The sequence below is a fragment of the Microbulbifer maximicatervae (SeqCode) genome (assembly GCF_052467065.1).
In genome coordinates this window covers 2,801,239-2,816,024 of record NZ_CP174299.1, presented here as the reverse complement: position 1 = coordinate 2,816,024, position 14,786 = coordinate 2,801,239, and the positions used below count along the sequence as shown (strand labels likewise).

General features: G+C 53.9%; 11 protein-coding genes and 1 pseudogene. 2 read left to right on the top strand and 10 right to left on the bottom strand.

What is annotated here, in order from left to right; all coding sequences use genetic code 11:
• Positions 1–23: 23 nt before the first annotated feature.
• From ACJJI1_RS12510 to trmJ, 3 genes are all read right to left on the bottom strand, one after another.
• On the bottom strand, positions 24–1,238 hold the full coding sequence (locus ACJJI1_RS12510) for an IscS subfamily cysteine desulfurase (protein WP_444908430.1): 1,215 nt from the start codon (positions 1,236–1,238) through the stop codon (positions 24–26).
• A gap of 62 nt (positions 1,239–1,300) precedes the next feature.
• Positions 1,301–1,777 (bottom strand): Fe-S cluster assembly transcriptional regulator IscR, encoded by a 477-nt coding sequence (iscR, locus tag ACJJI1_RS12505; protein ID WP_282934079.1) that lies wholly within the window; start codon positions 1,775–1,777, stop codon positions 1,301–1,303.
• Positions 1,778–1,883: 106 nt separating this feature from the next.
• Complete coding sequence (trmJ, locus tag ACJJI1_RS12500; RefSeq protein ID WP_444956849.1) at positions 1,884–2,675, bottom strand: tRNA (cytosine(32)/uridine(32)-2'-O)-methyltransferase TrmJ; 792 nt, start codon at positions 2,673–2,675, stop codon at positions 1,884–1,886.
• Positions 2,676–2,810: 135 nt separating this feature from the next.
• Here trmJ and ACJJI1_RS12495 point away from each other — a divergent pair, with 135 nt between their 5' ends.
• A complete protein-coding gene (locus ACJJI1_RS12495) occupies positions 2,811–3,614 on the top strand; it encodes an inositol monophosphatase family protein (protein ID WP_282934081.1) in 804 nt (267 codons plus the stop codon).
• Between the two features lie 58 nt (positions 3,615–3,672).
• Here ACJJI1_RS12495 and ACJJI1_RS12490 read toward each other — a convergent pair whose 3' ends face one another.
• Positions 3,673–5,712, bottom strand: coding sequence for an ATP-binding protein (locus ACJJI1_RS12490; RefSeq protein WP_444956848.1), 2,040 nt, complete (start codon positions 5,710–5,712; stop codon positions 3,673–3,675).
• Between the two features lie 470 nt (positions 5,713–6,182).
• On the opposite strand from ACJJI1_RS12490, the gene ACJJI1_RS12485 reads away from it, so the two are divergent.
• Entirely contained in the window at positions 6,183–7,346 is a 1,164-nt protein-coding gene (locus tag ACJJI1_RS12485) for an acyl-CoA desaturase (RefSeq protein ID WP_444956847.1), read from the top strand.
• Between the two features lie 59 nt (positions 7,347–7,405).
• Here ACJJI1_RS12485 and ACJJI1_RS12480 read toward each other — a convergent pair whose 3' ends face one another.
• The 6 genes and pseudogenes from ACJJI1_RS12480 to ACJJI1_RS12455 form a co-directional block, all read right to left on the bottom strand.
• Positions 7,406–8,401 (bottom strand): alpha-L-glutamate ligase-like protein, encoded by a 996-nt coding sequence (locus tag ACJJI1_RS12480; protein ID WP_444956846.1) that lies wholly within the window; start codon positions 8,399–8,401, stop codon positions 7,406–7,408.
• A gap of 8 nt (positions 8,402–8,409) precedes the next feature.
• The gene (locus ACJJI1_RS12475) at positions 8,410–9,942 is read right to left on the bottom strand and encodes an inactive transglutaminase family protein (protein WP_444956845.1); all 1,533 of its coding nucleotides are present in this window, start codon (positions 9,940–9,942) and stop codon (positions 8,410–8,412) included.
• Between the two features lie 55 nt (positions 9,943–9,997).
• Positions 9,998–10,681: an ATP-dependent zinc protease family protein gene (locus tag ACJJI1_RS12470; protein WP_413664553.1), complete on the bottom strand. Its 684-nt coding sequence runs from the start codon at positions 10,679–10,681 to the stop codon at positions 9,998–10,000.
• Between the two features lie 232 nt (positions 10,682–10,913).
• Positions 10,914–11,237: a YqcC family protein gene (locus tag ACJJI1_RS12465; protein WP_282934088.1), complete on the bottom strand. Its 324-nt coding sequence runs from the start codon at positions 11,235–11,237 to the stop codon at positions 10,914–10,916.
• 91 nt (positions 11,238–11,328) lie between these two features.
• Positions 11,329–13,465, bottom strand: a pseudogene (gene dinG, locus ACJJI1_RS12460) (ATP-dependent DNA helicase DinG).
• A 92-nt stretch (positions 13,466–13,557) separates the two neighbouring features.
• Positions 13,558–14,727: a 1-acyl-sn-glycerol-3-phosphate acyltransferase gene (locus ACJJI1_RS12455; protein ID WP_444956844.1), complete on the bottom strand. Its 1,170-nt coding sequence runs from the start codon at positions 14,725–14,727 to the stop codon at positions 13,558–13,560.
• Positions 14,728–14,786 lie beyond the last annotated feature (59 nt).

Here is a 14,786-nt window from a genome sequence, read left to right as displayed (position 1 = left end):
TTTCTCCTAACTCTTGCGCGCGCTTAGTGAGCGGCCCATTCAATCTTGTTCAGGTCTACGCCGTCTTTGTACATATCCCAAAGCGGTGACAATTCACGTAGTTTCTCCACTGCCTTGCGCACTTCTGCGGCAGCGGTGTCGACATCACTCTCGCTGGTAAAACGACCGAAGCTGAAGCGCAGTGAGCTGTGCGCCAATTCGTCGTTAACACCCAGGGCTCGCAGTACGTAGCTGGGCTCCAGGCTCGCAGAGGTACAGGCGGAACCGGAGGAGATCGCCAGGTCGCGCAGCGACATGATCAGGCTCTCACCTTCTACAAACGCAAAGCTCACGTTCAGGTTGCCCGGAATTCGCTGCTCGGCGGAACCGTTGATATGGACCTCTTCCATATCCTTGATCTGATCCCAGAAACGGTCGCGCAGAGAGCGCAGACGCTCGGCTTCCTGAGCCATTTCTTCTTTAGCAATACCAAAGGCTTCGCCCATACCGACAATCTGGTGAGTCGGCAGGGTACCGGAGCGCATACCGCGCTCGTGGCCGCCACCGTGCATCTGGGCTTCCAGACGGACGCGGGGCTTGCGGCGTACGTAAAGGGCACCGATACCTTTGGGGCCGTAAATTTTGTGGCCGGAGAAGGACATCAGGTCAACCTTCATTTCCTGAAGGTCGATCGGCAACTTGCCGGCGCTCTGGGCCGCGTCCACATGGAAAATAACTTTGCGCGAACGACACAGTTCGCCGATTGCAGCGATATCGTTGATCACCCCGATCTCGTTGTTAACGTGCATCAGGCTCACCACAGTGGTGTCCTCGCGCATGGCTTCCTCAACCTGCTCCGGATAGACGATGCCGTCTTCGCGGGGATTCAGGTAGGTCACTTCAAAACCTTCCCGCTCCAGCTGGCGGCAGGTATCCAAAACAGCTTTGTGCTCAATTTTGGAGGTAATGATGTGCTTGCCGCGACTCTGGTAAAAGTGGGCCGCACCCTTGATACCCAGGTTGTCGGACTCGGTGGCACCGCTGGTCCAGACAATTTCGCGCGGATCGGCGTTGATCAGCTCCGCCACTTGGCGTCGGGCATTCTCCACTGCTTCTTCCGCTTTCCAACCAAATAGGTGGGAGCGGGAGGCCGGATTGCCGAAATTGCCTTCCATCGTCAGCTGCTCTGCCATTTTCTTGGCGACGCGTGGGTCAACCGGACAGGTAGCCGAATAGTCCAGATAGATGGGAAGCTTCATAGTCATACCGTTTCCGCTTAGTAAATCTCTAATATCTGTCTGCTGGCCCGTTTGGGCCTCAATCACAGGCCGCCGAGTACAGCGACCCTCTCTTCCGGCGCCTCGCGCATATCTTGCCGACGCGCAACTTCCTGCACCTCAGCTCGGGAAACCAGGTTGGCCAAGCTGATACTGCTGAGGAAGCTATGAATCTGATCGCTCAAGTCTGACCAGAGGTAGTGGGTCAGGCACTGTTCGCCGTTGGCGCAATCCGCATTGCCGCCGCAGCTAGTGGCGTCTACAGATTCATTGACCGCATCAATGATCTGCGCCACAAAAATCTCTTCACCATCCCGCGCCAGGCGATAGCCACCGCCGGGCCCGCGCACACTGGACACCAGCCCAGAATGCCGCAACCGGGAGAACAACTGCTCCAGGTAGGACAGTGATATACCCTGGCGCTTGGATATGTCTGCCAGACTGATCGGTCCGCGATCAGCGTGCAACGCCAGGTCCAGCATGGCAGTCACCGCGTAGCGGCCTTTGGTTGTCAAACGCATATCAGCTCCCAACTGATGTACAGCCCTTTTCCGATCGGGGCGCGAGTATGGAATAACCCACTACTGTAGTCAAGTATATAACCCAGCGGGACACTCGGGTACTCAACTAGTCGGGTCGTCCTTTACCACCAGAGCGATGAATGTGATTCTGGATTGAGGTCAACATACCGCGCAGGATACCCAGCTCCATATCATCGGGGCGCACCCGACTATACAGTCGGCGCAGGCGGGTCATTGTTTGACGGGGGTTATCCGGGTCAATAAAACCCAGTTCACCCAGCGCCTGCTGCAGGTGATCGAAGTACAGCTCCATATCGCTAGCCTTGGCCGGTGGGCGGTCCCAATCGGTGTAATTCACAGGCTCACCTTTTTCTGCTTCCAAGGCCGCCATACGCACTTCGTAGGCAAGTACCTGAACTGCAGTCGCCAGGTTCAGGGAGCTGTATTCCGGGTTGGCAGGAATATGCACATGGTAGTTACAGGCCTGTAACTCTTCGTTGGTAAGCCCTCGATCCTCGCGGCCAAACACCAAAGCAACCGGATGAGACGCGGCCTCCGCGACTGTGCGCTCTCCACACTGGCGCGGGGTCAGCAGGGGCCAAGGGATTCGGCGCTCGCGAGCGCTGGTGGCCACAACAAGACCACAATCAGCCACTGCTTCTTCCAGGGTATCCACCACAACGGCGCTATCGAGCAGCTCCGCTGCCCCGGCTGCACGCCAAACAGCATTGGCTGCAGGAAATTCCCGAGGCGCTACCAGGTACAGCTGACTCAGGCCCATATTCTTGAGCGCGCGCGCCGCACCACCAATATTTCCGGGGTGTGCGCTGTTAACCAAAACCACGCGCACATTGTCGAGCGCGGCAAGTGGAGTCGTGTCTAAAGGTGACTTGGCCATACTGAAAGTAATAAATCGGTGTCATGGGGGCGCGCGAGTGTAGCAAAAACCAATCGGAATCCCTACAATCGCGTCCGTCGCAGTTAACCTGCGGCCTGCTTTTTAACCCCTTTAACCACTTTGTGCGGAATAGTTATGGAACCCATGCTAAATATTGCCCTGCGCGCGGCGCGTAAGGCAGGAGAACTGATCGAACGGGCCTGGGAGCGCGGCGACCTGATGAAATTCGAAGAAAAGACGCGCAACGATTTCGTTACTGAAGTGGATAAGGCCAGCGAACAGGAGATTATCTATCACCTGCGCAAGGCCTACCCCAAGCACAGCATCCGCGCTGAAGAAAGCGGCCTGCAAGAGGGCGCAGAGCCCGATTACGAGTGGATTATCGATCCCCTCGATGGCACCACCAATTTTATCCACGGCGTCCCACAGTTCGCTGTTTCTATCGCCTGTCGCTATCGTGGCCGCATTGAGCACGCAGTCGTACTGGACCCCATCAAACGCGAAGAATTTACCGCAAGTCGCGGTCGCGGCGCGGCCCTGAATGGTCGCCGTATCCGCGTCTCTTCACGCCAGGGCATGCGCGGCTCTCTGATTGGCACCGGCATTCCCTTCAACGGCCTGCCGTTGGATAACATCGACGCCTACCTAGCCGCCCTAAAAGATATCGCTGGGCAAACTGCGGGAATCCGCCGCCCTGGCGCCGCAGCGCTGGATCTTGCCTATGTTGCTGCCGGGCGATTCGATGGCTTCTGGGAGATGTACCTGAACACCTGGGATATCGCAGCGGGCTCCCTGCTGGTCAAAGAAGCCGGCGGCCTGATCAGCGATTTCCGCGGCGGTGAAGACTACCTGGATTCCGGGCACCTGGTCTGTGCAACTCCGAAAGTATTTAAGCCCCTGGTGAAAATCGTGGGCAAACATATGGGGCACATACGCTAAAATCCTGAACGGCACTCCGGCAAATAAGATGCCGGGGTGCTGATTCCAAAAGTGCAACTCACCTCTTCCCCGTCAAACACTCCATCAAAACTCGCGCAAGCTGCGGTCGATCAAAGTTATCCGGCAAAGCGGTTGTCACCCCCGAGGAACACTCTCCTCCCATAACCACCAAACAGGCTTTTTGAGTGACTTGATCCTGCTTGAGGATACTTACCAAATCCCCAACCGGCATTCCCGGTAAGGTATTGTGAGACAACACCACATCCGGTGCTTGGGTACGCGCCATAAATATGGCCTCAACAACATCTGCGGCCACAGAAAGCTGTACTTGCGGCGCCCCCTGCAAAAGTTTTTCCACCCGAGCCACACTTTCAGGGCGGTTATCCACTAGCAGCAATCTACAGTCGGGTAATGTTGACGGGGCATCAACAGAATTTGCAAATGACAGGAAAGACTCCGCTGCATCGACCATTGGGAATTCAACCCAAAATACTGACCCCTGCCCTTCCTGACTGTCAAAATCGATCCGCCCCCCCATCGCCTCCGCCAGACGCTTGGCAATTGCAAGACCGACACCGGTACCCTCGATATGCCCTTTTTCCTCCCCCAGACGGTTAAAGGGCTCAAAAACTTCTTTGCGCTTCTCTACTGCAATCCCCTTGCCGGTATCCAAAATATTCAGTCTCAACCAGCCATCGGCCTGCGGCGTAAAATTAATAATGACACGGCCATTTTCACGATTGTATTTCACCGCGTTGCCCGCCAGGTTCAATACAACTTGCTTATAGCGCACCGGGTCCGCACAAATATAAGCGGACTCCCAGCCGAGAGGCTCAAACATCAAACTGACACGACGGGTTTCAGCCAGGGGCTCAAGTAAACGTTTACATTCTGCAACCAAATCGGCCGGACGAATTAATTCCATCGAGGGGCCCAAACGCCTACTGTCGATTCTGGCCAGCTCCAATACATCGCCGACCAAATGCAATAAATGCTGCCCCGCGCGACGAATTTCTGATAAGCGCTGACGCTGGTCTGCGTTGAGACTCTGATCTAATTCAACAATTTGACTGTAACCTAAAATGGCATTAAGTGGCGTGCGTAATTCATGGCTCAGACTAAATAATAAATCTGCCCGATGCGCATTTTCCTCCCGCTGCAACTCCAGCTCCCGCTCCATTTGCGAAAGTCTTTCCCGGCTGCGGCTGACGTCTTGTAAAACTCCCAACACCCGCACGGGCTGACCGCGACTATTTAATTGGGCCTTGCCGCGGCAGCGAACCCAAACCACACTGCTATCCGAACGCCAGATACGAAATTCCACATCGAGCGGTAACCCCTCGCGTACATGATCCCGCATTGACTGCTCAACCCGAGGGAAGTCCTCCGCTAAAATTCGAGCCTTCCACTGCTCCGCGGCTGAAATACCGATACTGCGTATCGGGCTCACTTCATAACCCAGAATCCCCCAGCAGGCATCATCAAGCACCATTTCATCTGCGCGTAGATCCCACTCCCATAAACCATCGCCAACTCCAGACAGTGTTTGTAAGGGGCGCTCGCCAGGCAGGTTGGATAGGTAGCGCTGGGCCAAAGTTTCAGTGAAGTCAGCGCAACTTCCAATCACAACAAATCCACTGTCATCCTCGAGGTTTATTGCGCGTCCCCGCAATCGTAACCAGCGCAACTGACCGAGACTGTCGTAGGCCCGAAAAGTAGTATCGAAGTGTCCACCTTTGTTAGTAAGACGACGCCGCACAGTGATAATTCGATCCCGCTCATCAGAGTGAACCGAACGCAATTCATCACCCGTCCACAGGGAAGTCAAAGAGAGTTCTGCAGTTTCTGCAAACAGGAGCCAAATTTCACCTTGAGCACGCTGGGCACCGGAATCCGGATGCCACTCCCACAACCCGCAATCTGAATCCAAAAACAAATCTTGCAAACAAGCGGTATGGCGAGGCAGGCGCGATGCATCCAAAGAAGAGAGCTCATCGCTGGTTGCCAACTGGAACACTGCGCTGGACGGATTTGGGGTTAGTGACTCTGACACACAGGGCTCGACTATCGAAATTAGCTCATTAATTACCTGGCTCATGCATCCTTGCCATAAAAGAGAGCCTCTCTCCCGGGGCCGTCAAATTTGGGAACGCCTGGGGAGACCCTAAACTAAAGCATTATGAGCTTTGCGCAAAGTGCGGGCAAAAAAAAGGCCCCGCAATGCGGGGCCGTAATCAGCGATGATGAGAGAAAACGGGAAGTCACCCAGTGTTAATGGTTTGCCATAACCCTAAGAAACTCTCCCGAAATGCGGGTCCTTTGCCCCGCACGTTTACCAATGCAACCCTTATGCCAACTTTCAAAACTGTGTTTTTTAAGGCCTTAGCTCTCATACCCCAGCGCTTCTGTGGAATAGCGAACCAATGCGATCCTTCAGGTAGCCAAAATGCACCAAAACAATGCATTCAAGTGAAAAGCTACGAAGAAAAATTAAAATCTGGCCAAAGGAAATACTTCCACCCCTCCCTCAAAATACCCATGGGCAATCTTCAATAAAGGGGGCCTGCTATGAACGCAACTCCTCTAAGTTCCAGCAACCAGCGAAAACGTTTTTGGATTCCCACAATTTTATTTGCCAGCACAGGTTTGTTAGCACTTACCGCAGTACCGATTTATGGATTTGTCTACGGGTACCACTGGTATCAATGGCTTGCATTTGCCATTTTTGGTGCACTTTGCAGCTTTTCTGTAGCAGCAGGAAATCACAGATTGTGGTCGCACAAAAGCTACGAAGCCCACTGGTCAATTCGACTTTTATTTATTTTATTCAGTGCAGCAGCAATGCAAAACACCACTTTAAATTGGTGTGCAAGCCATAGATACCATCACCAATTTATCGATGATAACAATCGAGACCCCTATTCAGCAGGGCGCGGCTTCTGGTTCTCCCATATCGACTGGATGATGCACGAATATCCCAGCAGTTATCTCGATTACAAAAATGTTAAGGATCTTCAAAGGGACAAGTTGGTAATGTGGCAACACGATAACTATGTCCCCATCATTATCGCCATGAACCTTGGCCTACCCATAATCTTGGGGATCATTACTGGAGACGTTCTCGGTATGGTTTTGCTGGCCGGAGTATTGCGCCTTGTGGTTAATCATCACACGACTTTTATGATTAACTCATTTGGGCATTTATGGGGCCGGCGCCCCTATAAGGGATCAATCAGCGCAAGAGATAACGCTTTCCTCAACCTATTTGTATTTGGCGAGGGTTATCACAATTATCACCACACCTTTCAGATAGATTATCGAAGTGGTATTCGCTGGTTCCAGTATGACCCTACCAAATGGTTGATCAAATCATTGAGCCTTGTTGGACTCACCTATAATTTAAGGGTTGCTCCACCTATTCAGATCCAAAAAGTAAAGGTAGAGCAGCTTTTCAAACAAGCCAGGGAGAAAATTGAAAAGATTAAAGATAAAGAGAGCTGGCAAGAGATTCTGGAAAGTGAGGCTCGTGGATTCGCCAAGTTATTGAAGAACTGGAAATCCCTTCAATTTTTACGCCATGGAGAAAAACATGGTCAGCCACCCAGTGAGTGGGAACTCACTTCGATCCAAACGAAAATCCAAGAACTTGAATATGGACTCAAAATGCAAGGAAAGCGGCTAAAAACTCTAATTGAAAAAATTCGACCAACCGAAGGGGCGACCACCCCCTAACCAGGCAATAAGTATTGCTTTGCAAGATAATAAAATCGATAAACTATTAGCGGACTTTCCTAGTCGCTGGCAAATTTGCGCATAGAAAATGCCACCCGTTCATCCACATTTTTCCTGAACATTTCTTCATCAAATTTTTCGATAAAGCTCAAACGCTCACGCAAGCCAACACCGTTGGCAATCTGGATTGCCAATCCCGGGCGCGCATTAGCCTCCAATAAGAGGGGGCCACGTTCACGATCCAGGACAATGTCACAGCCTAAATAACCCAGCCCAGTCATTTCGTAACAGCTTGCCGCCAAGCGGACCAACTCGTACCAACCTGGTACCTGCAATGCATCGAAAGGCACTTCAGTATCCGGGTGCTGGTCAATTCGCAACCCGCGCATTACCGCATGGCAACTTTTGCCCGTGGCCAGGTCGATACCAACACCTACAGCGCCCTGGTGCAAATTAGCTTTACCATCTGAAGCGTGGGTTGAGCAGCGCAGCATGGCCATCACCGGATAACCGCGAAAAACAATAACCCGCACATCAGGCACACCCTCAACAGAGTAGCGATCGAAGACCGGGTCGAAGTCCACCAGGGCCTCCACCATCACCCTGTCGGGTTTGCCACCGAGACTGTAGAGGCCACTGTGAATATTGCTCACGTGCCGCAAGATATCCAGTGCATCAATTTCAGCACCGGATATCTTTTTATATTTGTCACCATTGCGACCGGCAATAACGAGAATACCTTTACCACCCGAGCCCCGTGCCGGCTTGATAACAAACTGCCACAGAGGGTCAATCACCTCCATAACTCGCTTGCGGCTGGCAGGGCTTTCAAATGCCTCGATCAACTCGGGCACAGGAATTCCCGCTTTTTTAGCCGCGCGCTTAGTGTTTAGCTTGTCGTCGACGATGGGATATTTTTTGCGGTCGTTATAGCGCGCAATATAGTCAATATTACGCGCGTTCATCCCTAACACCCCCATGCGGCGCAGGGTCAGCGGAGATACCACTCCGCCGCGAACTTTATTGAAGATATGCTTAACTGAAAACTGCAGCATAACGCCCCCTAGCGAACCAGCGGACGGAAACGCATCAACTCACTGAGTCGATATCCGGTGTAGTTGCCCACCACCAGAATAAAGGCCAGCAATACCAACAGTAACTCGGGGAAGTTGAACGTCCAATGCTCAATATAGCGGTTGGTCATTACCCACCAAGCCAGTATCGCCACTAACAAACTACCCCCGGACTGCACCACCACCTCGTAGGGGCCATCCTCCTCCCACACAATCGACATACGCTCGATAGTCCAGGCAAGGATAATCATCGGGAAGAATGTCACTGTAAGAGCCTGCTCAATGCCCAGCTTATAGCTGACCACACTGATTGCCCCCATTATTATCACCACCGTCACCACGACGGCGGCGATCCTCGACACCAATAGCAAATTGAGCCTACTGAGATAGAACCTCACCCAAAGGCCGAGGATCAGGATCAAAGTAAAAATGGCTAAACCGGTAATCAACTGCGTTTCGATAAAGGCAATTGCCAGCAGTACCGGCATAAAGGTACCGGAGGTGCGCAGGCCCACAAATACACGCAGCAGCACCACCACCAGGGCCCCTACAGGGACCAGCAGGATCAGCTTGAAAATACTCTGCTGCTCAATGGGCAAACTGTAGATCGAGAAATCCACCAGCGCATCTTTCTCATCCTTGGTGCTGCGCATAGAGACATCGCGAGCGGGGACATCATTGGCAATCACAGAGAAGGTCACTTGGGAGTTACGACCGCCCTCAAGATCCAAAAGACTCTTGCCACCGCGCTGCCAAATAAAGAAATTTTCCGGCACACCAGGCTCGCCACTGCTGGGTTCAAACACGATCCAACGCTTGCCATCATAGACCTCAAGCAGATCTTCTGGAGATAGTCGACGTCGATCATCCTCCAGGTAGAGGCCGCGAATACGGTGGGCGGGGATATCGGCTGTCGCCAGTACAAGCAAAGCGACATCTACAAAAGAGCGGTCGGCGTAATGGCGGAAGATCAGGTTGCGATCCTGATTTTCATCGTCATTCAGTTCGAATAGTAACTGGGTAGTTAGAGATTCCACATCGGAAGAGCGCTCACGGGCCTGCTCAACCAGGGAGTAAATCGCCAAGCGTACCGCTTCTTGCTCACGGGCCCCCAGGAAGGGTTTTTGTATCTCAGTGCTCAGATCCAGAGGCTGCGCCAGCGCAGCACCGGGACGCTGGTAGACATCCAGCTGATAGAAGAGAGATTGGGGGCCTCTTGCGGCCCGGCGAGACCAAATGGCCCGATAGGCATCATCTTCTCTCGCGATATAGAAACCAAAACCGGAGGAACTGAAGGTCTCCCCCAGTATTTCCATATTGCGCTGTTCGCGCGGGAGGGTCAGTGCGGCCTTTACCGGACCGCCATCGGCATCGAAACCCACTTTTGCTTCGATAGTCCACACGGTGCGGTACTCACCCGGCAACAGCGGAAAACCCAACTCAAGGTTTTTATAGGCGGTCAGGCCTGCTCCTACCAATGCGAGTAACGCCGCAATTACATAAACTTGGACACGCGGCGACATTCGCCATTCCCCGTAACTCTGAGGTCCCAATTAGGAACCCAATTGGATAACTGGCCTATTTAACCCCGTCTATTTGGGGTTGGCCCTGGACATTGCGCCGGCTCACATCGACAACAGCGGCATCTTTGAGGAAGTTGCGTCCCAGCAGCATCAATAAATCAGAGCCGCCCTCATCGGTCAGGTTAACTTCGACCTGGTGGGTTATACGCCCAACAGTCAGGTTAAGCTCCACTACCGGCCTGCGCTGATTATCAAAGCCCAGGCGCTCCACTCGAACATGGCGTTTTATCGGCAGCTCTACCGAGACCGGGTCCATTTTGCTCGACTGAACAATCTGGAACCTAATCCAGTCCCTGCCATCCCGCTCGAACGGAGTCAGCTTCCTGACCCGCAGTGTGGAAGTGGGTGAACCTGTATCGACAACGGATTCCAGAATCAGGCCGGGAGGCTCTATGGCCACTTCTTCTACCGATCCCAAAACCAACTTGTCTTTGGCAACGGGCACTTCGACTACTTTTTCTACAGTTCGTTCGATTACCCGCTCAACAACCTTCACTTCCGGTTCCGCACAAATCACTTCCGCAGGCTCTGGGCACTGCATCGCAGAATCTGGTGATTCTACCGGTGGTGCAACTTCCGCTGGTTGAGCGGCCCTGTCCCGCCCCGGATACATCAGTGACTCACAACCGGCGAGCACCGAAAGCGTCAACATTAACCACAGAAGGGAAAATCTCTGCATACCGACCAATTACCTCAAGCCCCATTAGCAATGCCATTCGGACCGCTACAAACGCGCGGTGTTCGCTTATCTGACGGAGAAATTGCTCCCCGCCTCAGGCAAAAGGTCGATATTAGCTCATGAGCGCGGCCACTGCACAGCGATGTCCGCCGAGTCGCGGGACTCAACACTAACAATGTGACATGCCGCCCAGAGTGATTGGGAGCACCGGGCTCAGGGAGTCAGAAGCCGGTTAGCCCTGCTGCAGGCGCTGATCGATAGTCTCCAAAATAGCCAGCAGTGCCGCAGCATCATCCCGCCCCTTGAAGAACTCTTCGGCAACCGGAGCAATACCACACTGGCCCGGTAGGGGCATCTCCCCTTCAATCAGGACCTGCATACGCGGCAAAAAAATAAATTGAAGCCACTGGGGCAAGGTCAAAGTATCCACACAAAATGGCTCGGTGCTGGCCAGGGCTTCTGCGGGTGGCGCATTATCCTGCCAAACCTGCAGGCTGCGCAGTTCAGATTCAAGGAACAGGAGCTGATCAGCGATTTCAGAATAAATAGGTTGCATAACTCATAGAACCTTCACATTTACAGCCGTGATAATACGCAATAGCCACCTGCCCAATCTGAGTAACAGCGCAAATACGACTAAAGATTTTCTAAATTTTTCGATTAAAGGGCGGCAGTGAATTGAGTATTGCCTGACCATAGCGACGGGTAACCACCCGGCGATCCAGCAAAGTGACTGTGCCGCTGTCCCCTTCTGCCCGCAGTAAGCGCCCGCAGGCCTGCACCAATTTTAGGGCTGCATCCGGCACTGTGATTTGCATAAACGGATTGCCGCCCTTAGCTTCAATCCACTCCGCCAGCGCCGCCTCAATCGGATCATCGGGCACCGCGAAAGGCAGTTTCGCAATAACCACGTGGCGGCAGTAGTCACCAGGCAAGTCCAATCCCTCGGCAAAACTTGCAAGCCCGAACAGGATACTGCTGCCACCGCCATCGATAATCTCACGGTGGCTATCCAGCAACTGCTGGCGGGATTGCTGCCCCTGCATCAGAATTCGGTTGCGCCAGGTACCAGGGAGCGCCTCGTAAACCGTCTCCATCTGGCGCCGGGAGGAAAACAGCACCAGAGCGCCACCCTCCCCTTTCAACAGGTCTGGCAACGCATCGATAATGGCGTCTGTGTGTTGCTCTGCATTGCCCGCATCTACAGCTTCCGGGGGCACTTGCAGTGTTGCACGGGAAAAATCGAAAAGGACTCGGCACCACCTGATAGCTGGCATTGTCTGGAGTACCGGCACGCATTTGCAAACGATCAAATTTCCCCAAAGCTGTGAGTGTGGCCGAAGTCAGTACCGCGCCGTAACAGCGGCGCCACAAGCTGTACTCCAGGGTTTTGCCTGCGAGTATCGGTGAGCTGCAAACCTCAAAATCTGTGGAGCCGCCCCAGTCCACCAGGGTGACCCAGCGCGCCTGGGGCAATGCGCCATCAGCATCGGCACGGGCGTAATTCGCCCACAACAGAAGATTGGCCTCAGCGCGCCCATGCCAACTGCCCAACTGGGGGTACCAGCGCTCCAGATCTGCCAGGGGTACCGGCGAGTGGCCGTCCTCCATCATGCGTTGGGCGGCCTGCAACATCTTGCTGAGCAGGCTTTCCAACTCATCAAAGTCTTCCCGCAGCTTTTCCGCCAGCTGCGACATGGAATCGGGGATTACCCCACCTTCAAAGCGATGGCGGATGGTATTGCCCCGCTCATCTTCAAATTCACACAGCTCTTCAATCAGCGGCCACATCTGCTCCAACCCCTGCTTGGCAGAGGTGAGAACCGCCGGCAGCTGCTCGCCGCAGCGGTCGATCTGGGCGCCGTCACCAATCTCACCCAGCATCTGCCCCAGGGCCTTATTGGTTTGATCCAACCAACCGGTGGAAGCCCCGACGCGACTGTGGTGAGAGAAATGATTGAGAGCCTTTTCCGGTAGATGGTGGGCTTCATCAAGTACATAGATAGTCTCTTCCGGAGGCGGAAGAATTGCGCCACCACCCAGGGCCAGGTCCGCCAGCAACAGGTCGTGGTTGGCAACGATCACCTGTGTCTTGCCCAGGCTCTCTCGCGCTCGGAAGAAGCTGCAATTGGTGACATGAGGGCAGCGGCGGCCACTGCACTGGCGGTGGTCAGTGGTAACCCGACTCCAATCATCCGTCTCGATCGTATCCGACCAGTTATCCCGATCGCCATCCCAGGTACCCGATGTCAGGCTATCCGTCATCTTCTGGTAGAGAGCGACACTCTCCGCTTCCACCTGCGGGAGTTCATCTTCATAGAGACCAAGGGAAAGGCCGGTGCCGGAGGCAGAAAAGCTGGACAAGAGTTGATCCAACTTGGATAGGCAGAGATAGCGGCCACGGCCCTTCGCCAGGGCAAACTCAAATTTGAGCCCACTGTGACGAGCAACTTCTGGCAGGTCTTTGTGGATAATCTGTTCCTGCAGGGCCACAGTGGCGGTGGATATCACCAGGGTCTTGTCCTGGGCCTGGGCCAGGGGAATAGAGGCGAGAAGGTAAGCAACGGTTTTACCGGTACCCGTACCCGCTTCAACTACACAGATATGCTCGCCATCAGTCTTGTCGCTATCGCGCTCACCACTGGCATTCTGGGTGATGGAACCCAGTGAGCGGGCAATGGCGGCTACCATCAGCTTCTGCCCATAGCGGGCTTTCAGCCCTCGACCGGACAGGAATTGGCTATAGGCGCCCTGAATGGCGCTTTTGTGTTTTTCGTTGAGCACGGGGGTGAGGTCTATTCGCTAAGTGGCTGGCGCAGGGGGCGCTATTATCCACTAAGCGCCCTCTCCCCACCAGCTTCTGAACTCAGCGGGCCTTACTCATAGGCGAGGCGAGATACCACGGGATTGGCGTAGGCCTGAATAGCCTTGTCGCGCCAGCGCTCATCGACCCGAGCCATGCGCGCTTCAAACTTCTCCCGCTCTTCTTTATGTGCAGCGGGGTCCCAGGCTTTAGCCGGATATCCCACCGGTAATTGCGGAACCTCACCGTAAACCATCTCGTAGGCAATCATATTGGATGGATGCAATGTGTAGTTGCCGATAACTTGGCGATCTATTTCTTCAGCGAGGCTGTTTACATCGTTAAAATCACCTTCAATCGGCGTGCCGAAGGCGGCATGTACACGGCCTTTGTGACCGACAATGCCCTTACCAATCGAGGCCAAGTCCTCGTTTTTACCCTTCTTGTATTCTTCCTTGTGCTCGGTAACGTAAATTTCCTTGGCCTTCTGTGCATCACAGGGGTCCCATTCGTAGGAAATAGACACCGGAACAATATGCAACTTGCGCCAAAAATCGGCAAAGGGCGTTTCCCGGTCCTTAGTCATGGCGAACATGGCGCAGAGTGCTGGATTGGTGCGATCCAGGCCATCTTTGGCGCGCCCGGAACGCTGTGCGATCCACACATGCTCGTTATCGTTGACGATGGAGTGATAGATGTAATTGGACAACTGGGTTGCTGCCTGCAGCTTTTCCCGACGACTGCCCGAGCTGCGCACCACGGTGAAGCACTTGTTCAACTTCATCAGGTCGCTGGCAAACTGCTTGCTGAGCAGGTTGTCTCCAATCGCAATGCGGGAGGTCTCATGCCCTTCGCGGAACATCGCCTGAATCATCAACGCCGGGTCCATAGCGATGTCGCGGTGATTGCTGACAAACAGGCAGGCGCGATCCCTGGGCAGGGTGTCCAGACCAGAAATGCTCAGGCCGGAGGTGGTGCGCTTGATCACCTTCTCCATATATTTGCCGACAATCTCTTGAAGATCCCGCACATTGCGAACATTGCGGAGTTCAAAGCGCAGAAACTGACGTACCAACCAGGCGACGGCGCCCTCCAGCTGAGCCAGTTTGGGGACAAGGAAATGCGCCGCTGCGTGGGACATTTCCGGGTCGGCAATTAGCCTTTTGATAACCTCGCGCACTTCATCATCGCGATAGGGGCGCATATCCTCGAATTGAGAGGGGTCTAACTCACTTGCTCTCATGAAATACTACCTGTCGGGCCTGCCTCAGACGGCCCGCACTTATTTATTTTGCGGCTGGA